The organism is Achromobacter sp. ES-001 (assembly GCF_019448355.1).
GTDB classification, from domain to species: Bacteria; Pseudomonadota; Gammaproteobacteria; order Burkholderiales; family Burkholderiaceae_B; genus Achromobacter; species Achromobacter spanius_B.
Map to the genome: position 1 here is coordinate 3,656,292 of NZ_CP079940.1, position 18,959 is coordinate 3,675,250.

16 protein-coding genes are annotated in these 18,959 nt (G+C 66.0%); 10 read left to right on the plus strand and 6 right to left on the minus strand.

Going from position 1 to position 18,959, the window contains the following annotated elements; translation table 11 throughout:
* Positions 1-18: 18 nt before the first annotated feature.
* The 4 genes from KYT87_RS16375 to KYT87_RS16390 are packed head-to-tail and all read left to right on the plus strand — an operon-like array spanning position 19 to position 4,712.
* Entirely contained in the window at positions 19-831 is an 813-nt protein-coding gene (locus KYT87_RS16375) for a formate/nitrite transporter family protein (protein ID WP_046807848.1), read from the plus strand.
* 24 nt (positions 832-855) lie between these two features.
* Entirely contained in the window at positions 856-2,619 is a 1,764-nt protein-coding gene (locus KYT87_RS16380; protein ID WP_219990373.1) for a bifunctional protein-serine/threonine kinase/phosphatase, read from the plus strand.
* Between the two features lie 25 nt (positions 2,620-2,644).
* Positions 2,645-3,418: a uroporphyrinogen-III C-methyltransferase gene (gene cobA, locus KYT87_RS16385; RefSeq protein WP_219990374.1), complete on the plus strand. Its 774-nt coding sequence runs from the start codon at positions 2,645-2,647 to the stop codon at positions 3,416-3,418.
* Positions 3,419-3,434: 16 nt separating this feature from the next.
* On the plus strand, positions 3,435-4,712 hold the full coding sequence (locus KYT87_RS16390; protein WP_219990375.1) for a nitrate- and nitrite sensing domain-containing protein: 1,278 nt from the start codon (positions 3,435-3,437) through the stop codon (positions 4,710-4,712).
* A 134-nt stretch (positions 4,713-4,846) separates the two neighbouring features.
* Here the strand turns inward: KYT87_RS16390 and KYT87_RS16395 are convergent, their stop codons facing one another.
* From KYT87_RS16395 to KYT87_RS16405, 3 genes are all read right to left on the minus strand, one after another.
* Positions 4,847-6,397 carry an MFS transporter gene (locus KYT87_RS16395; RefSeq protein ID WP_219990376.1) on the minus strand — a complete coding sequence of 517 codons (1,551 nt, stop codon included), beginning with the start codon at positions 6,395-6,397 and terminating at the stop codon, positions 4,847-4,849.
* A gap of 145 nt (positions 6,398-6,542) precedes the next feature.
* Positions 6,543-7,004 (minus strand): MarR family winged helix-turn-helix transcriptional regulator, encoded by a 462-nt coding sequence (locus KYT87_RS16400; RefSeq protein ID WP_046807844.1) that lies wholly within the window; start codon positions 7,002-7,004, stop codon positions 6,543-6,545.
* 155 nt (positions 7,005-7,159) lie between these two features.
* Positions 7,160-8,221 (minus strand): LacI family DNA-binding transcriptional regulator, encoded by a 1,062-nt coding sequence (locus KYT87_RS16405; RefSeq protein ID WP_046807843.1) that lies wholly within the window; start codon positions 8,219-8,221, stop codon positions 7,160-7,162.
* Positions 8,222-8,333: 112 nt separating this feature from the next.
* Here KYT87_RS16405 and KYT87_RS16410 point away from each other — a divergent pair, with 112 nt between their 5' ends.
* The 5 genes from KYT87_RS16410 (at position 8,334) to KYT87_RS16430 (ending at position 14,856) form a co-directional block, all read left to right on the plus strand.
* Positions 8,334-9,353, plus strand: a complete 1,020-nt coding sequence (locus tag KYT87_RS16410) for a TRAP transporter substrate-binding protein (RefSeq protein WP_120156125.1) — start codon at positions 8,334-8,336, stop codon at positions 9,351-9,353.
* A 9-nt stretch (positions 9,354-9,362) separates the two neighbouring features.
* Positions 9,363-11,243: a TRAP transporter large permease subunit gene (locus KYT87_RS16415; RefSeq protein WP_046807841.1), complete on the plus strand. Its 1,881-nt coding sequence runs from the start codon at positions 9,363-9,365 to the stop codon at positions 11,241-11,243.
* Positions 11,244-11,316: 73 nt separating this feature from the next.
* Positions 11,317-11,856 (plus strand): VOC family protein, encoded by a 540-nt coding sequence (locus KYT87_RS16420; protein WP_046807840.1) that lies wholly within the window; start codon positions 11,317-11,319, stop codon positions 11,854-11,856.
* A gap of 151 nt (positions 11,857-12,007) precedes the next feature.
* Positions 12,008-13,285: a ribulose-bisphosphate carboxylase large subunit family protein gene (locus KYT87_RS16425; protein ID WP_219990377.1), complete on the plus strand. Its 1,278-nt coding sequence runs from the start codon at positions 12,008-12,010 to the stop codon at positions 13,283-13,285.
* Complete coding sequence (locus KYT87_RS16430; protein ID WP_219990378.1) at positions 13,282-14,856, plus strand: four-carbon acid sugar kinase family protein; 1,575 nt, start codon at positions 13,282-13,284, stop codon at positions 14,854-14,856. The genes KYT87_RS16425 and KYT87_RS16430 overlap by 4 nt, the downstream gene beginning before the upstream one ends.
* 76 nt (positions 14,857-14,932) lie before the next feature.
* Here the strand turns inward: KYT87_RS16430 and KYT87_RS16435 are convergent, their stop codons facing one another.
* Positions 14,933-17,284 (minus strand): DNA internalization-related competence protein ComEC/Rec2, encoded by a 2,352-nt coding sequence (locus KYT87_RS16435; RefSeq protein ID WP_370638777.1) that lies wholly within the window; start codon positions 17,282-17,284, stop codon positions 14,933-14,935.
* Here KYT87_RS16435 and KYT87_RS30040 point away from each other — a divergent pair.
* Positions 17,195-17,536, plus strand: coding sequence for a hypothetical protein (locus tag KYT87_RS30040; protein ID WP_370638793.1), 342 nt, complete (start codon positions 17,195-17,197; stop codon positions 17,534-17,536). The two genes, KYT87_RS16435 and KYT87_RS30040, sit on opposite strands and share 90 nt — an antisense overlap.
* Before the next feature lie 86 nt (positions 17,537-17,622).
* Here the strand turns inward: KYT87_RS30040 and KYT87_RS16440 are convergent, their stop codons facing one another.
* Complete coding sequence (locus KYT87_RS16440) at positions 17,623-18,399, minus strand: SDR family NAD(P)-dependent oxidoreductase (RefSeq protein ID WP_255593202.1); 777 nt, start codon at positions 18,397-18,399, stop codon at positions 17,623-17,625.
* A gap of 34 nt (positions 18,400-18,433) precedes the next feature.
* Entirely contained in the window at positions 18,434-18,940 is a 507-nt protein-coding gene (locus KYT87_RS16445) for a 2,4'-dihydroxyacetophenone dioxygenase family protein (protein WP_120156129.1), read from the minus strand.
* Positions 18,941-18,959: the final 19 nt, after the last annotated feature.

Consider the following 18,959-nt stretch of genomic DNA (forward strand, 5'->3'; position numbering starts at 1 on the left):
CAACGCAAAAGGTAAATCATGTCCTACCTGGTCCCTTCCGAATTCGTCACCAAGATGGTGGACGCCGGCGAATCCAAAATCTACATGGCGACGCGCGACGTTCTGATCCGCGCCTTCATGGCGGGCGCCATCCTGGCCATTGCCGCCGTGTTCGCGGTGACCGTCACGGTGCAGACCGGCTCGCCCATCCTGGGCGCGGCGCTGTTCCCCGTGGGTTTTTGCATCCTGTACCTGATGGGCTTTGACCTGTTGACCGGCGTGTTCGTGCTGACGCCGCTGGCCCTCTTCGACAAGCGCCCGGGCGTGACCGCGAAGGCCATCCTCAAGCACTGGGGCGTTGTCTTCGTGGGCAATTTCCTGGGTGCGTTGACGGTGGCCGTGTTGATGTCGATTGTGTTTACCTACGGCTTTTCCGTGCCGCCCAACAAGGTCGGTGAAGTCATTGCGCACATCGGTGAAAACCGCACGCTGGGCTACAAGGAATACGGCGCGGGCGGCATGCTGACGATCTTCATCCGAGGCGTGTTGTGCAACTGGATGGTGTCGCTGGGCGTAGTCGGCGCCATGATTTCGACGTCGGTCAGCGGCAAGGTCATCGCCATGTGGATGCCCGTAATGCTGTTCTTTGCGATGGGGTTTGAACATTCCATCGTGAACATGTTCCTGTTCCCGTCGGCGATGATCATGGGCGGCAAGTTCTCGATCATGGACTACATGATCTGGAACGAGATCCCCGTGGTGCTGGGCAACCTGATCGGCGGCATCTCGCTGACGGGCCTGACGCTGTACACCACGCACATGAAGACCGCGCCCAAGCGCCGCTTCAACTGATTGCGCATCGGGACGCCCACCGCAATGGACCGCCGTGAACCCGGCCCCAGCACCGCCGCTACGTTGCGGGTGGCGGTGGGCCAGCACACCGAGCCGGGCGTCAAACCCGTCAACCAGGATTTTCACGGCCTGTGCGTGCCCGGCGAGCCCTTGCTGCACACCAAGGGCATCGCGATTGCGCTGGCCGATGGCATCAGCAGCAGCCAGGTCAGCCACATCGCCAGCGAAACGGCGGTGGCTAGCTTTCTGGAAGACTATTACTGCACGCCCGAAACCTGGTCGGTGAAAAAGTCGGCGCACAAGGTATTAAGCGCGGCCAACAGCTGGCTGCACGGGCAAACGCGCCAACGCCATCACGCCGACCAGCCGCGCGATGCGGATCGGGGTTACGTCTGCACCATGACGGTGATGGTGCTGAAAGCCACCACCGCGCACATCCTGCACATTGGCGACGCGCGCATCTACCGTTTGCGCGCGGGCGTGATGGAGCAGCTGACCGACGACCATCGCGTCTGGATATCGCAAGACAAAAGCTATCTGGGCCGCGCGCTGGGCCTGGCGCCGCACCTGGAAGTGGACTACCACACGCAGCCGCTGGAAGCCGGCGACGTCTTTCTGCTGGCTACCGATGGCGTCTACGAACATATCAATGCGGACGACGTCGCCCAGGCCATCGCGGCCCACCCCGACGCACTGGACGCGGCGGCGCGCCGCCTGGCGCAGCGGGCGCTGGAACGCGGCAGCACCGACAACCTGACCGCCCAAATCGTCCGCATCGACGCCCTGCCTGCGCGCCGCGCCTTTGAACTGGCGCAATACAGCCTGAACCTGCCTTGCCCGCCGCTGCTGGCGGCCGGCATGGAATTCGAGGGCTTTCGCATCCAGGACGAGCTGCACGCCAGCCACCGCAGCCACGTCTACCTGGCGCATGACATCGACAGCGGCGACGCGGTGGTCATCAAGATTCCGTCGCTGGACCTGCGGCATGACCCGGCGTATCTGGAACGCCTGCTGACCGAGGAATGGATCGCCCGCCGCATCGACAGCCGCCACGTCGTGCGCGCCTGGGCCATGCCGCGCGAGCGCCGCACGCTGTACACCGTCAGCGAATACCTGCCCGGGCGCACGCTGACGCGCTGGATGGCGCAAAACCCTCGCCCCACGCTGGCGCAGGCGGTGACGCTGATTGAACAGGTTGCCCGCGGCCTGCAAGCGTTTCATCGCCTGGATATCGTGCACCAGGACCTGCGGCCCGACAACGTGCTGATCGGTGACGACGGCGTGGCGCGCATCATCGACCTGGGCTCGACCCAGGCGGCCGGGCTGTGGGACGCCGCCGCGCAGGGCGACGAGCCGCCCGCCATGCTGGGCACCGCCCAATACGCCGCGCCCGAATACTTTTTGGGCGAAGCCGGCACGCCGCGATCCGACCTGTATTCCCTGGCCGCCATGCTTTACCAGATGCTGTCCGGCCGGCTGCCCTATGGCGCCGACGTGGCGCGCGCGCGCAGCCGCGCCGCGCAGATGCGGCTGACCTATGTGTCGGTGCTGGACCGCGAGCGCGAGCTGCCCGCCTGGGTTGACGGAGTCCTGAGCCGGGCGCTGCACCCAGACCCCGCGCTGCGCACCGCCGAGCTATCGGAATTCACGCACGCGCTGCGCCATCCGCCCGAGGCCACGCGCCGGGGCGAACGGCTGCCGCTGCTGGAACGCAACCCTTTGGCGTTCTGGAAAGGCCTGTGCCTGGTCCAGTTCGTAGTGGTAGTTTTTCTTTTGCTTGATCGCTGATCCCCTGCATCCCCTGGAGCCCATCATGAACCCTTCCGTCTGGCTGATCGGCGCCGGCCCCGGCGACCCCGAACTGCTCACGATCAAAGCCGTGCGGGCGTTGGGACAAGCCGACGTCGTCCTGGTCGATGACCTGGTCAACCCGCAAGTGCTGGACTACTGCCCGCAGGCGCGGCTGGTCTATGTGGGCAAGCGCGGTGGCTGCCGTTCCACCCCGCAGGAATTCATCCAGCGGCTGATGCTGCGCTATGCCCGCCAAGGGCTGCGCGTGGCGCGGCTAAAGGGCGGCGACCCCTGCATCTTCGGACGCGGTGGCGAAGAAGCCCAATGGCTGAGCGACCACGGGGTGGCCTGTGAAATCGTCAACGGCATCACGGCCGGGCTGGCCGCCGCCACCGCTTGCGGCATCCCATTGACCCAACGCGGCATGGCCCAGGGCGTTACACTGATCACCGCCCATTCCCAGGACGGCGCCATGCCCGACTGGACGGGGCTGGCGCAAAGCGGCACGACGCTGGTGGTCTACATGGGGGTAGCCAAATTGCACGACATGAGCAGCCAGTTGCTGGCAGCCGGCATGGCGCCCGACACGCCCGTGGCGATGATCGAACGCGCTTCGCTGGCGGATCAACGTGAATGCCGCTCGACGCTGTCCGGCATGACGTCCGACGCCGCCGCCTTTCAGCTGCGCAGCCCCGCCGTGCTGGTCATCGGCGACGTCGCGGCATGCCACGTGCTTGACAGGGTTGACACCCCCCTGCCGCAAGCCGCCGAACCGCTGATGCGCCGCAGCGCCTGATCCTCCCTTTGCCCTTATGGTCGAACGCCACATCCCACCCCCGCTGCGTTTCCTGCTTGCCGCGCGGCGCAGTGAACTGCACGGCCTGGAAAGCCTGGCTGTCACGTGCGAGCTGGCCGTGCACGTCAGCGCGCTGGTGCACGCGCTGCAAAAAGAACGCGGCTATTCCAATCTGACACTGTGCAGCGCACAGAACGGCGCGCCGCAAGACGGCAAGGCCCGGACGCTGAGCGGGCTGGCTCAGGAATCCGCCCGCGTCGAGGCCGACGTCCGCCGTTTTCTTGACGGGCTGGCGGCCACCGCCCCGCACGCCGGCAACAAGGCGCGCCTGCTTAACTGCATTGCCTTCGCGCTGTTTCGGCTGGACGAATTGCCGGCGCTGCGCCGCCAGGTGCGTGATGTGTCCGTGCCCGCCGAAGACGCCGATGCCCGCTACACGCAAATCATCAGCAGCCTGCTGGCCGTGGTGTTCGAAGCCGCCGATTCCGCGCTGGACCCCGGCGTGACGCGCCTGCTGGTCGCGCTGCTGAACTTCATGCAGGGCAAGGAACTCAGCGGCCAGGAACGCGCCACCGGCGTCATCGGCTTCACCAACGGTTTCTTCACCGACCCGCAGAAGGCCCGCATGCTGGGCCTGGCCGCGCACCAGGCCCGCAGCTTCGACATCTACGCGCAATATGCCGAAGACGCCGCGCTGCAACGCTGGGAAAGCATCCAGCAACAAGGCCAGCCGGTCGAACGCCTTCGCGACATGGCGCAACGCACGTCCGCCGACCAGCGCGTGGACGGCACGCTGGCCGAGTTGTGGTTCGAGCTGTGCACGGCCCGCATCGACGCCATGCGCGACGTTGAAAGCCTGTTGGCGCAGGCGCTGGCGCGGCAATGCGAACGCCGCATCGTCGAAACCCGCCAGGAACTGGACGACCGACAACTGCTGCTGTCGCGCTACGCCGACCATGCCAGCGGCCGCGCGCCCAGCATGGTGTTCAGCGTGCAAAGCCGGCCCCTGGACACGCCGCCCGCCGATGGCGTGGGCAGCGTGCTGGAGCGGTCCATTCTTGAAATGATGCGCGAGCAGACGTTGCACATGCAGCGCACCGACGACGCCTTGAACACCGTGCGCGTCGCGCTGGAAGAAAGAAAGCGCATCGACCGCGCCAAGCGGCTGCTGATCAACCAATACGGCCTGACCGAGCAGGCCGCCCATGAACGCCTGCAACGCGCGGCCATGGACGGCGGCCTGTCCCTGGCCGATGTGGCGCGGCAGGTGATCGGGCAGCTGGGGCCGAACTGAGGGGCAGTGTCGGCGCGGCTGCGGGTTCGGGTGGGGGTTCGGGTGGCTGCGGGTTCGAAACAGGCGCGGTACCGGAACATGCGGTACCGGAACCTGCGCGGTATCGGAACATGCGCGCTATCGGCACGGGCACGCTACCGGAACACCCGCTGCGTCCAGCTGATCAGCACGCCGACAACCGCCAACACAGCCAGCGCGCGAAAGTGATCCAGATTGGCCAGCAGCGCCGACTGCTGATCCACCAGCTGCGCGATGCGCGCCAGCGCCATGCGGTGCGCCTGCACCGGATCCGCCACCGCGGCATACACGCCGCTTAGCGCGGCCTTCGCGGCTTCCACATTGATGTTGCCCTGCGTCACGCCCGCTTGCAGCACGTTGTAGTGCTTGGATGTCAACCATTGCTGCCCCACGGTGGCCGCCATGATGCCCAGCGCCTGCCCCACCTGCGCCAGCATGTTCTTGACCTGCTGCGCATGCGCAAACACCGCCGGGTCATGCGTCAGCCCGGTGAACGTGTTCATGGCGGTGGCCGGCATCAAGATCATGATGAAGACGCCATAGCAAGCCAGCGCGGGCAGCACATCGGCCCAGGGATCGGCCATCGGCGTCAGCCGAGCCATCAGCACGCTGAACCCCGCCAGCGCCACAAACCCGGCCACGAAGAACTTGCGTGGCGACGGCCAACGCGGCAGCAGCTGGGCCATGACCGCAAAAGTCAGCACGCCCGCCCCCAGCCCCATCGCGAAGAACATCCCCGTGTTGGCCCACGACAGGCCCAGCGCGCGTTGCAGCATCTGCGGCACCAGGTAGCCGTTGGCGCCCAACATCAAATAACAAAACATGAATAACGCCAGGCCGCACAGAAAGCGCACCTCGTTCATGCCGCCCAGCTTGAGCAGCGGCGCGCCGTTGCGCGTCTCGGCGCGGATGAAATACGCCAGCGCCAGCAAGCCGGCCAGGGCGAACAGCACCAGCCGATGGCGGTCGCTGAAAAAATCGTAGTAGGACCGCTGCAACGCATGCAGCAGCAGAAAACTGCCCACGCCCAACGCCGCAATCGGCACCAGGCGTGCCTGCCCGGCCACCGTGGCGCCCGCCTGCTTGCCCGGCATGGCGCGCGCCACCGGCCACATCGCCAGCAGCGACAGCCCGGCCACCAACCAGAACATCAGCGGCCAGCCATCGTGGTCCACCGCCGCCGATGCCAGCAACGGCCCCAGCGCCGTGCCGGTGCACAGGCCCGTGGCAAGTGCCTTGATGCCATGAAAGCGCGCTGGCCCCGGCGCGATCAGGTTTACCGTCAAACGGGACGACGTCAGCATGGCCGCGCACCCCATCGCCATCATCACCCGGCCCGTCAGAAAGCCGGCCTCGCCCCGAGACATCGCGCACACCACCGCGCCCGCTGCCGCCGCGCCCAGCGACGCCAGCAGATAACGGCGCAGGCCCAGGTGATGCACCAGCCAGCCTTGCAACGCAATCATCACCACGGCGACGCAGGCGTAGATGACGGCAACGGACGTGTATTCCTCGGGGCTGGCGCCGATTTCTCCCATGATGGGCGTGGCGGCAAACGTGATCATGCCGTTTTGCAGGAAGTCGATGAACGTCAGCGCGCCGATGGTGGCGAGCAAGGCGGGAGGGATTCGGGGTGTGGCTGGGGCGTCGCTGGAAAAGGCTTGCATGGCTTTGGCTTATTTTTATGCCCAGGCTGTATATGCCTAGGCAGATAAATGGATAAAAAAAATGCAGGGGAAAAGGGCCTGCGGGTCGCTGTGTACGGGTCGCTGTGTACGGGTCGCTGTGTACGGGTCGCTGCGTACGGGCTGCCTACGCCTCGTCCGCCTGCGCATTCATCAACACGCGCGACAACAACTTGTGCAGCGTCTCAGCGTCCGCTTCAGAAAAGCCGGCCAGCAGACGGCGCATGGCGACTTCCGTGGCGGCCAGCGCTTGCGGCAATGCGGCTTGCCCCTGTTCGGTCAGTTCGATCAGGTAGCTGCGCCGATCCGCTTCGTTTTCCACGCGCCGGATATAGCCCTTGGCCACAATGCGATCCAGCAGCCGCGTCATCGCGCCCGAGTCATACGCCAGCACCCGGCAAAAATCGCTAAGCGTGCGGCCCCACCCTTTAGCCAGGCAGTTCAGCACCACGTACTGCGGGGTCGTCAGGTCAAACGGCGCTAGTTCGCGCTCCAGCGCATCATGAATGCTGCCGCGCACGGACGTGATCATGAAACCGAGCTCACCGGTGTAGAAGCGGTCCAGCACGGCGGGTTTAGCGGTGGCCATGGTTGTCTCGTGGGGTGGATGGCGATGGCGATGGCGATGGCGATGGCGATGGCGATTGCGATGGCGATTGCGATGGCGATTGCGATGGCGATTGCCGATAGCGGATTTTATCTGCCTAGGCAGTTAAATAGCAAGCATGTTGAAGCAAACTTCCCTCAGGGCAGGTTTTCGCGAAAAATCACCTGGCTGCGCGCCAGTTCCACGCCGTTCATCGGGCTGCGCTTGTCGCGCAGATTGCTGAAGATGCGCACACAGCTCATCAGCGCCTCCATCGGGCTTTGCGTAATCACGGCGTCCATGGTGCCGTCGATCAACAGCGAGCGCGTGTCCGGCGTCAGCCCGTGGCCGATGAACACCACGCGATGCTGCAAGCCGGCCTCTTTCAGCGCGCGCGCCACGCCGTCCGACGCCCCCCCGATGTTGTAGATGCCCGCCAGATTGGGATATTGCTCAAGCAACTGCCGCGTCTGCTCGTAGTTGCGCTGCGCATCGTCATAGCCTTCGCGCAGATCCACCACCTGCATCGCCTGGAACTGTTCGGCATACAACTGCAAGAAGCCGCTTTCGCGTTCCTCGTGCGCGCGGTAATGGCGCGAGCCCGCAATCAGCGCCACGTGCGCCGCGCGCGGGCCGACAAAGCGCGCGATCAGGTAACCCGCCGTGCGCCCGGCGGCGCGATTGTCCAGCCCCACGTAAGCCGTGCGCGCGCTGTTGGCCAGGTCCGAAATCAGCGTCACCGTGGGCACGCCCTGCTGCGCCAGCGTGTTGACGGCTTCGCGCACCACCGGATGTTCCAGCGCCATGAAGGCAATGCCGTCGGCGCGCTTGCCGTGCTTGGCCAGCGCCTGGGCCAGCGCGTCGGGGTTGAAGCTTTCAACGTATTCGATCTGGCACTTGGCGTTCAGCGGGCCGAAGTGTTCATGCGCATAGCTGACGGTGTCGCCCAGCATGCGCAAGTACCGGTTGCTGCCACGCGGCAGCAAGAACACCAGCCGCATTGGCTCGGCCGGCAAGGCGGCGGCCAGTTCCTGTTCGGGCAGATAGTCCAGTTCCATGGCGGCCTTCAACACCTTCTGGGCGGTGTTGGCGCGCACGCCGGGCCGGCGATTCAACACACGATCGGCGGTGGCGGTAGACACGCCGGCGCGTGCGGCCACATCGGCCAAACGGGCTAGCTTGCGGTCGGGCGACGTTCTATTCACATCAAAAACCATCATGAATAAGGTTTGACGATGATAGCGTCAATTCACTATTGTCCAGTCTGCCGCATGGTTATGGCGCTTTTGTGGCACATCAAAAAACATCATAAAACCGATTTTGGAGACAACCATGAAGCTGCTGACACGCCGTAGTGTTCTGCGCCGCCTTTGCGCGGTGCCCGCCGTTGCCCTGACCGGCGGATTCCCGCTGATCGCCCGCGCGGCCGACTACACGCTCAAGTACGGCAACAACCTGCCGGTGACGCACCCGCTGAACATCCGCGCGCAAGAAGCCGCCGACCGCATCCTGAAGGAAAGCAACGGCCGCGTCGACATCAAGATTTTCCCGAACAACCAACTGGGCGGCGATACCGACATGCTGGCGCAAGTGCGCTCGGGCGGCATCGACTTCTTCACCCCGTCGGCGCTGGTCATTGCCACGCTGGTGCCGGTGGCCGCCATCAACGCCGTGGGCTTCGCGTTCAAGGACTACAGCCAGGTCTGGGGCGCCATGGACGGCGCGCTGGGTGCGCACGTGCGCGCCGCCATCGCGCAGCGCAAGCTCTACGCGTTTGAAAAGATGTGGGACAACGGTTTCCGCCAAACCACCAGCAGCAAGGCGCCCGTGACCACGGCCGCCGACATGGACGGCTTGAAGATTCGCGTGCCGGTCAGCTCGCTGCCCATCTCGATGTTCAAGGGCCTGGGCGCCGCGCCCGCCAGCTTGCAGTTCAGCGAGGTGTATTCGTCGTTGCAAACCAAGGTGGTCGACGCCCAGGAAAACCCCCTGCCCATCATTCAGGTGGCCAAGCTGTACGAAGTGCAGAAGTATTGTTCGCTGACCAACCACATCTGGGACGGCTACTGGTTCATCGCCAACGGCCGCATGTGGGAAGGCCTGCCGCAAGACCTGAAGACCATCGTTGCGCGCGGCATCAACGAAGCCGGCCTGGCACAGCGTGAAGACATCAAGAAGCTGAACGCGTCGGTGCAGTCCGACCTGGAAGCCAAGGGCCTGAAATTCAACCAGCCGGCCCCGGACACCTTCCGCCAGGCGCTGCGCACCGCCGGCTTCTACAAGGAATGGCAGGGCCGCTTCGGCAACGAAGCCTGGTCGCTGCTGGAACAAAGCGTCGGCAAGCTGGCCTGAGGTCGCGCCATGTCTTCCTTGTCCGCCCCCCACGCCGCCACCCCGGTGCTGCCGGCCAACCCCTTGCGGCGCGCCGCCAACGCGCTGGACAGCGTGCTGGGCGGCGTGGTCGAGCACGTTGCGGCCGCCATCGTGCTGGTCGAGATCTGCGTGCTGTTCGCGGGTGTCGTCGCGCGCTACGCCTTCCACAGCCCCTTGGTCTGGTCCGACGAACTGGCTTCCATCCTGTTCCTGTGGCTGTCGATGCTGGGCGCCGTGGTTGCGTTGCGGCGCGGTGAACACATGCGGATGACGGCGCTGGTCAACAACGTCAGCCCGGCCCGGCGCGCGCAGCTGGAAACGGCGGCGCTGGCCGCGTCACTGGCGTTCCTGGTGCTGATCCTGTCGCCCGCGATCGAATACGCGCACGAAGAACACTTCATCATCACGCCCGCACTGGAACTGTCCAACGCCTGGCGCGCCGCCGCCATTCCCGTGGGCATGGCGCTGATGGGCGTGGTGGCCTTGCTGCGGCTGTTGCGCACGCAACCCCTGCGTCATGTGCTCGTGGCGTTGGCCGGCGTGGCCGTGGTGGTTGCCCTGTTCTGGTTGGCGCAGCCCATGTTCAAGGGCCTGGGCAAGCTGAACCTGGTGATCTTCTTCGTGGGCATCGTCGCGGCCACCGTGTTCTCGGGCGTGCCGATTGCGTTTTCGTTCGCGCTGGCCACGTTTTCGTACCTGGCGTTGACGACCAACACGCCCATGGAAGTCATGGTGGGCCGGCTGGACGAAGGCATGTCGCACCTGATGCTGCTGGCCGTGCCGCTGTTCATCTTCCTGGGGTCGTTGATCGAGATGACCGGCATGGCACGCGCCATGATCCAGTTCCTGGCCAGCCTGCTGGGCCACGTGCGCGGCGGCTTGTCGTACGTGCTGATCGGCGCGATGTATCTGGTGTCGGGCATCTCGGGCTCGAAGATCGCCGACATGGCGGCCATCGCGCCCGTGCTGTTCCCGGAAATGCGCAAGCGCGGCGCCAAGCCGGGCGACCTGGTGGCGCTGCTGTCGGCCACCGGCGCGCAGACCGAGACCATACCGCCGTCGATTGTGCTGATCACCATCGGCTCGGTTACCGGCGTATCGATTGCCGCGCTGTTCACGGGCGGCCTGCTGCCCGCCGTGGTGCTGGGCCTGGCGCTGTGCTCGGTGGTGTGGTGGCGCTATCGCCGCGAAGACCTGAGCCTGGTGCAACGTTTCAGCTTCAAAGAGATCGGCCGCTTTTTCGTGATCGCCCTGCCCGCCGTGGCCCTGCCGTTTGTCATCCGCGCGGCAGTGGTCGAAGGCGTGGCCACCGCCACCGAAGTGTCCACCATCGGCATCGTGTATTCCGCGCTGATCGGCATCCTGATCTACCGCCGCTTCGACTGGGCGCGCCTGCGCCCCATGCTGATCGAAACCGCCTCGCTGTCCGGCGCCATCATGCTGATCGTGGGCTGCGCCACGGCCATGGCGTGGGCGTTGACGCAGTCCGGCTTCTCGGGCGATCTGGCCAAGTTGATGGCCGGCATGCCCGGCGGCAGCTACGGCTTTTTGGCCGTGTCCATCGTGGCGTTCATCATCCTGGGCAGCGTGCTGGAAGGCATACCCGCCATCGTGCTGTTCGGCCCCTTGCTGTTTCCGATCGCGGTGCAGGCCGGCGTGCACGAAGTGCATTACGCGATGGTCGTCATCTTCGCCATGGGCATCGGCCTGTTCGCGCCGCCCTTCGGCGTGGGCTATTACGGCGCCTGCGCCATCAGCCGCGTCGACCCCAACGAGGGCATCGGCCCCATCTGGGGTTACGTTGCGGCGCTGTTGATCGGCCTGATCATCGTGGCGGCCTTTCCCTGGTTCTCCATCGGCTTCCTGTGACTCGACGCGGCCCGCGCAGATCCGCGTCGGGCCGCCTCCCCCCCTCTTCGTCTTCCTTTTATAAAGATCCATCATGAGTCGTTTCCTGGGCGAAATCCGCCAACTCGGTTATGTGGTGCACGACATCGAAGCCGCCATGGAGTACTGGAGCACCACGCTGGGCGTAGGCCCGTGGTACTACAACCCGCGCGTGCCAATCGTCAATTACCAGTACGACGGCGAAAGCCACCAGCCGCACAATTCCGTGGCGCTGGCCAACTCCGGCTTCGTGCAGGTTGAACTGATCCAGACGCGCAACGACGTGCCGTCGATGTACCGCGACTTCCTGCAAGCCGGCCGCACCGGCCTGCAACACGTGGCCTACTGGACCGAAAGCTACGACGCCGATTTGGAACGCCTGCTGGCCCAGGGCTTCAAGCCCAAGATGAGCGGCGAAGTCGGCGAGAAAGGCCGCTTCATTTATTTCGACACCGAATACCACCCGGGCACCGTCATCGAACTGTCGGAAGTGGCCGGCCCCAAGGGCCGATTGTTCGACCTGATCCGAGAAAGCGCCAACGGCTGGGACGGCAAGGACCCGGTCCGCCCGTTCCCGGATTTGTCGCGCCTTTGATCTGCTGACGCCTGCTGGTGCCTGCTGGTGCCTGCTTAGTGCGTGCTTAGTGCCCGCTGATGCCTCTGTCGCATGCTGATCGCTACTGCCGCCCGCTGTCCCTTGCTGACCCAACATTGCCGCCCGCCGCCCCCTTTGAATTCCCAAGCCTATGAATTCCCAGTCCTTTAGCGCGACCTACCTGATCGAAACCCCGATGGACCCCGCGCGGGTCGCCGAAGTGATGGCGGGCGAGCAGTCCTGCGGCACCTTCACCCGCGTGCAAGGCGAAACCGACGAGCTGCGCGCCCGGGCCCGCGCGCGCATCGAAGCCATCGACCTGCTGGACACCACCGACACACCCAGCCTGCCCAACGCCTGGCTGGCGCGCCAAGCGGGCGGCATGCCGGGCAAGTACCAGCGCGCTCGCGTCCGCATCGCCTTTCCCGTGGCCAACGTGGGCGCCAACCTGCCCACGCTGGCAGCCACCGTCGGCGGCAACCTGTACGACCTGGGCGAAGTCACCGGCCTGCGCCTGGAAAGCATGGAGCTGCCCGCCAACTACCGCGCCCAGTTCGACATGCCGCAAGTGGGCATCGCCGGCACGCGGCAATTGACAGGCGTGGCAACGGGGCCGCTGGTAGGCACGATCATCAAGCCCAATGTGGGCCTGTCGCCCGAGCAAACCGCGCATCTGGTCGCCCAGCTGTGCGCGGCTGGCGTGGACTTCATCAAGGACGACGAGGTGTGCGCCAACCCCGCGCACGCGCCGCTGGCGCAACGCGTCGCCGCCGTCATGGCGGTGGTGCGCGCCCACCGCGAACGCACCGGCCGCCAGGTGATGGTGGCGTTCAACATCAGCGACGAAACCGACGCCATGCGCCGCCACGCCGACCTGATCGAACGCGAAGGCGGCACCTGCGTCATGGCCAGCCTGAACTGGTGCGGCTTTTCCGCCATCCAGACCCTGCGCCGCAGCACGCCGCTGGCCTTGCACGGCCATCGCAACGGCTTCGGCGCCTTGTCGCGCGCGCCCTTGCTGGGCATCGGCTTTCAGGCGTATCAAACGCTGTGGCGCCTGGCCGGCGTGGACCATATGCACGTGCACGGCCTGCAAGGCAAGTTCGCACAGGAAGACAGCGAAGTCGTGGAATCGGCGCGCGACTGCCTGGCCTCGCTCACGCCCGGCATCGACGACCCGGTCATGCCCGCGTTCTCGTCCGGCCAATGGGCCGGCACCGTGCCCGCCACGTGGGCAGCTGTGCGTACTGACGATCTGATGTTCATGTCCGGCGGCGGGATTTTGGCGCATCCGGATGGGCCAGCCGCGGGCGTGCAGAGCATTCGGCAAGCGTGGCAGGCGGTGCGAGACGGACAGGCGCTGGAAGACTTTGCGCGGAACGCGCCCGAGTTGCAGCGGGCATTGGAATTTTTTGGTGGGCGGGCATGACTGCGGGGGTCGGTAGCGCTGGCGGTGAGGCGGGCAGCGCCAAAGATCACGACGGCCCAGGCCATGCCGATGATGCGAGCAGCGCAAATGCCGCAGTCAACCTGACCGCACCAAGCATCTGCTGGTACGGCGACGATTTCACCGGCGCCACCGACACGCTGGCCGAAGTCGCGCGCGCCGGCCTGCGCGGCTTGCTGTTCCTTGGCGTGCCCACGCCCGAACAACTGCGCCGTGCCGGCCCGCTGGACGCCATCGGCATCGCGGGCGCCGCGCGCGCCATGCCCCCCACCGATATGGAAACGGAACTACGTTCTGTCGGCCGCTTCATGGCCGGCACCGGCGCACGCGTGCTGCATTACAAGTGCTGTTCCACCTTCGACAGCGCCCCGCACGTCGGCAGCATCGGCGTCGCCATCCGCGAACTGCGGCGCCACATGCCGAACCGGCTGGTACCGATTGTGGGCGGGCAACCCAGCATCGGACGCTATTGCAGCTTTGCCCAATTGTTCGCCCGCGCTGGGGCCGCGCCGGAGGTGTATCGCATCGACCGGCATCCGGTGATGAGCCAGCACCCGGTCACGCCGATGCATGAGGCAGACTTGCGACGGCACCTGGCCGCGCAGGGGCTGGAGGGGATTCGGTCGGTGCCGCATATTGCGTACCCGCGATTGCGGGGTGCTGGGGATGTAGGTGCGTCGGGTGCGACGGGTGCGGTGGGTGCGAACGACGTCGCCCAACTGGATGCCTGGATCGACGACCTGATCAACACCAGTGACGGCCCGGTCCTGTTCGACGTGACGGGCGACGAGCAACTCGCCGTGATTGGCCGCCTGATCTGGCGCGCGGCGGCAAGTGCGCCGTTGTTGGCGGTTGGCCCAAGCAGCGTACAGCAGGCGCTGGCGCGCGCGGCGGCGTTCGAGCGCGACGCAAGCGTGTTTCAGCGTGACAAAGCGGTGGCTGGCCCACACGCGCACGCGGCTGCGCACGGCGGCAAGATGGCTGCGCGTGATGCCGCTACCTCTTTACTCAGTGGCGTAGTCCCGCTTGCCCCGGCCTCTGGCCCCGTGCTGGTGATGGCCGGCAGCCTGTCACCCGTCACTGCTCGGCAAATCTCTGCCAGCACCCGCTACAAGCATCAGCCCCTGCAAGTGCAGGCGCTGTTGGCGTCGCCCGCCTACGTAGCCGAACAAATCCAATCGGCGGTCGCCGCCTTGGCGCAAGGCCACAACGTGCTCGTCCACACCGACCGCCCCGAACAGGCCGTCACCTCGGACGAAGCGGCCTCCACCGCCCGCGCCACCGCACAGCTTGCCGCCGCCATCATCACCGCCAGCGCGCAAGCGGGAACCCGGCTTGCACGGGTCGGCATCGCCGGCGGCGACACATCAAGCCAAGCCACTTTGGCGCTGGGTCTGTGGGGTTTGCAGTTCCGATGTGTGTTAGCGCCGGGCGTCACCGTCAGCGTTGCGCGCAGCGACAACCCTGTCGTTGATGGTGTGGAGTTGATGCTTAAGGGCGGGCAGATGGGCGGGGACGATTTGTTCGATCGGTTGGTGATGGGTGTGGGGTAGCACAGCGGCGGCTAGACTGGCTGCGGTCCGCGTCTAACCGTCCCCAAGCGCTTGCCTATCGCGCCTTAGCCGACAGTCATCGACCATGCCAGTAGCGCGCACCGTCATCACGCTGCGACCAAACCGACAGACCGTTTGCAGTGGATAGCGCCATCACCGCGCCGTCCCGGTCACTACGCCAGAACACCGCCCCCGCCGCTAGCCAACGCCGCTCCACCGCCGGGGCGGGATGGCGGAAACGGTTTAGATGGCCCGCTTGCGCAATGGCATGAGTGGCTTGCACGGCGCGTACCCAGTCGCGCCCGGATGACGATGCTGAGCCGTGGTGCGGGGCCAGCACCACATCGGTTTTAGGCACCCCGCGTGCGACGAGTTCGCGTTCCTGCGCCACGCCGATGTCGCCTGTCAGCAATAGCGAATGGCTGGCTCCTTCTACGAAAAGCACGCAGCTGTCCGCGTTACGGTCCACCGGTTCGGCGCCGCCGCCGTCGGCAGGATGCAGAAAGGTGAACCGCACGCCGTCCGCCTCCCAGGAGTCGTCGCGACGGCACCGCAACATGCGATCGGGCAGCGTGGACGGCGTGCCGGGCGCCGCTTGGCTCGACGCCGCACCCGACGTCGGCCCACCCACCGGCCCGCCCACCGGCCACACACTGGCATCCCGCCGTACAAACGCCGCCACATCAAATGACGCATAACTACGCCGCACCGGTACCGCCGCCATCACCGCGCGCGCGCCGCCGACGTGGTCTTGGTCGGCGTGGGACAGCACCAGCACATCCAGCACATCGATACCGCGCGCCTGCATGAACGGCGCCACGACTCGATCGCCCGCGTCGCTGCCGCCGTAATGGCGCGGGCCGGCATCGAACAGCAGGGTCTGCGTTGCCGTTTCGACCAGGATGGCGCTGCCCTGCCCCACGTCCAGGGCCGTCATGCGCCAATGGCCGGGCTCGGGCTTGTCCGGCCGCCAGCACAGCAAAGGCAGCATGCAGACCCAGCCAAGGTGTCGCGCTGGCCACCCGCGCACCTGCAAGGCCCAGACCATGCCGGATACCGCGACCAGCAGCCAAGGCCAAGGCGCCGCAGCCACGGCAAAGCTGGCCCAATCTGCATTACCTACCCACGCCACCGGGGCCATCGTGTAATCAAACGCCGCCAACCCCACCTGGCCGACCCACGCGGCCACCGCCTGCGCACCGGGGACCACGGACAGCGCCGCGCACAGCAACGCCAAGGGCGTGACGATGAACGTCACCGACGGAATTGCCACGGCATTGGCCAGGGGCGATCCGACCGATACCTGATACACCAGAAACGCCAGCAGCGGCGTCAAGCCCAGTGTGACCAGCAGCTGTAAACGCGTCGCTTGCGCCAACCGGCTTGCCCAACGGCGGCGCCAGCCCGCCTCGGCATCAAACGGCAGCTCGGCAATGCGCAGCAATATCGCCACCGCGCCGAAAGACAGCCAGAACCCCGCCGACAACGGCGCCCACGGGTCCAACGCCACCACGCCCGCCCCAGCGCACGCCAACACCCTGCCCGCCGTGAGCGGCAGCCGCGACATCACCGCCGCCAGCACCACCGACAACATGAAGAACGTGCGCCGGGCCGGCACGCCCCATCCCGCCAGCAGGCAATACAGCAGCGCCACCACGGCCGCCGCCGCGCCGCCGGCCACGCGCGACGGCACGAATTCCGGCAAGCCCGTCCCGCGCCATCGGGCCCGCCGCCACCCGGCCGCTACCAGCACGCCCGCGATACCCGCGATAGACGTCACGTGCATGCCACTGATCGACACCAAATGCGTAATGCCGCTGCGGTTGAAGATGCGCCAGTCATCGCGCGCCACGCCCGCTTGGTCGCCAATGGCCAAAGCAATCAGCACCGGCGCATAACGGTGTTCGCCCAAGGCTTGCCGCAAACCCTCGCGCACGTGGTGTCGCGCCCGTTCGATGGCCACCCCTGCCGAGGCCCAAGGCTTGTCATCCAACAACTGCGGCCGCCCACGCACCGTGCCCACCGCCCGCAAGCCCCGCGCGAACATGCGCCCTTCCGCGTCCGGCCCTGCCGGGTTCAGTACGCCATGCGGCCGCCGCAACACAAGCGCCATGCGCCAGATCTGGCCCGGCAGCAGTGCGGGCAGTGGCACGGTCGCACCGGGCGGCGCTTGCCATGTGACCTGGATGCGAGACGGAATGCCCGGGCGCGCGGGCTCGGCCCGTTCGGCAATGAAGCGATGATGCCGGCCATCGCCGTCCGGCAGCTCGGCAACGCGCAAGGTCAGGCGGGAGACTTGGTCCTGATGCAAGTCCGCCAGTGAATCGTCAAGGCGCAGGTGCGCCTGAAGGCACGCGTTAAGCGTGCCGGCGCAAAGGCCAAGCACAAGAGCACAGACAACGCGCAAAGAACCGGCGCGGCATCGCAGGCGATCCGCAGCCGCAACGCCAGCCGAAACGCCGGCCGAAACGCCGACCGAAACGACGGCCAAAACAACGGCCAAAACAACGGCCGCAACGACGACCACAACGACGGCAGCAACGCCCCCCGCTATGCCTATCAGCGACAGAACGAAGGCGCCGGGCAATACCGGGAAGCACTGCACCCACGCCGCGCCGCCCACGAACGCCAGGCAAAAAGAACGACCGGTGATGTCCGCCTCCTGAAACCAGAAGCGTAGGACAAGCCGGCCGTAAGCCAATCACCGAATGAACGTTTTTATCCACCTCGGTTTGCCGCAAGCGGGCGCCTTGCCACGCAAGCCGCTCACAAACTTGACCCCCCATCCACCACCATCAAACACCCCGTGACATAAGCGGACTCGTCAGACGCCAGAAACAGCGCCGCGTTCGCAATATCCCACGGGCTGCCCTGGCGCCCCATCGGGCACCTGGCGTCCCGAGCCTTATGCCCTTCTTGCGCCGCCTCACTGCTTGCATACAGCGCGTCGGCATGCGGCGTGCGGATCATGCCGGGGATGATGCAGTTGCATCGCACCTGATCCGCCGCGTACTGACGGGCGATGACCCGCGTCATGTGGTTGACCGCCGCTTTTGCCGTGCTATACGACAGGAATTGCATCGGGCTCCATTTCAGGCTCGCGGTTGACGAGACGTTGATGATGGCCCCGCCGCCGCGCGCCTTCATTTGCGGCAGAAAGGCGCGCGCCATTGCCATGGAGCCGCGCACGTTGACCGTCATGACGCGGTCCCACTCGTCGTCCTGCACGGCGAGCAGGTCTCCCTGGATTTCGATGCCGACATTGTTGTGCAGGATATCGATGCCGCCAAAGCGCGATGCCACGTCTTGCGCCACCCGCGCGATTTGCGCCGAGTCGGTAACGTCGAGCTCGATAGCCTCCGCCACGCCGCCTTCCGACCGGATCTGCCGGGCGGTCTCTTGCGCGGCGGCCAAGGACCGGTCGGTGCAGATGACCGCCGCCCCCTCTCGGGCGAAGCGAATCGCACAGGCTGCGCCATTGCCGACCTGGTCAGCGGCGGAAAACGAATTTCTTAACGTTCCGGCGCCCGCTACCAGCGCCACTTTCGATGCCAGACGCATGATCCGACTCCTGCGCTCAGTCGCGCGTGAACTCGGCGCCGCCCTTGGGGCGGATATAGCGAGGGATGGGCAAGCCGGCCTTCTTGGCCGCGTCGATAATCGAGTCCTCGATGGCGCCGGCATCGCGGATGTTGGCGAACTGGCCGTCGATGAAGTTGATGTTGGCGCCGAAAACGACCATGAATCCTTCGGCCGACTCCTTGGCGTCCTCGGGTACTGAAAAGGTGTGAACGGACCCGCCCGGCTCGTACAGATAGCTGCCGGCCGTCTGCACGTCGTTGGGATATTCCAGGTAGTTCCACTGCCCCTTGGTGGTGTAGAAGTGGACGACGCCCGTATGAAAGTGCGTGGGCAGGCGGGTGCCCGGCGCGAACTTTCCGTACAGCACCCACACGCCGTTTTCCCGATCCAGGAACAACGGAATGATCGACGAGCCCGGGGCGGCGCCTGGCAGCTGGACGCCGTCTTCGATGTTGACGGTCAGCAGGCGATCTTGATGGGTGACGGTGTACGGTAGTGTCATGAGCGTTCCTGATTAGGGT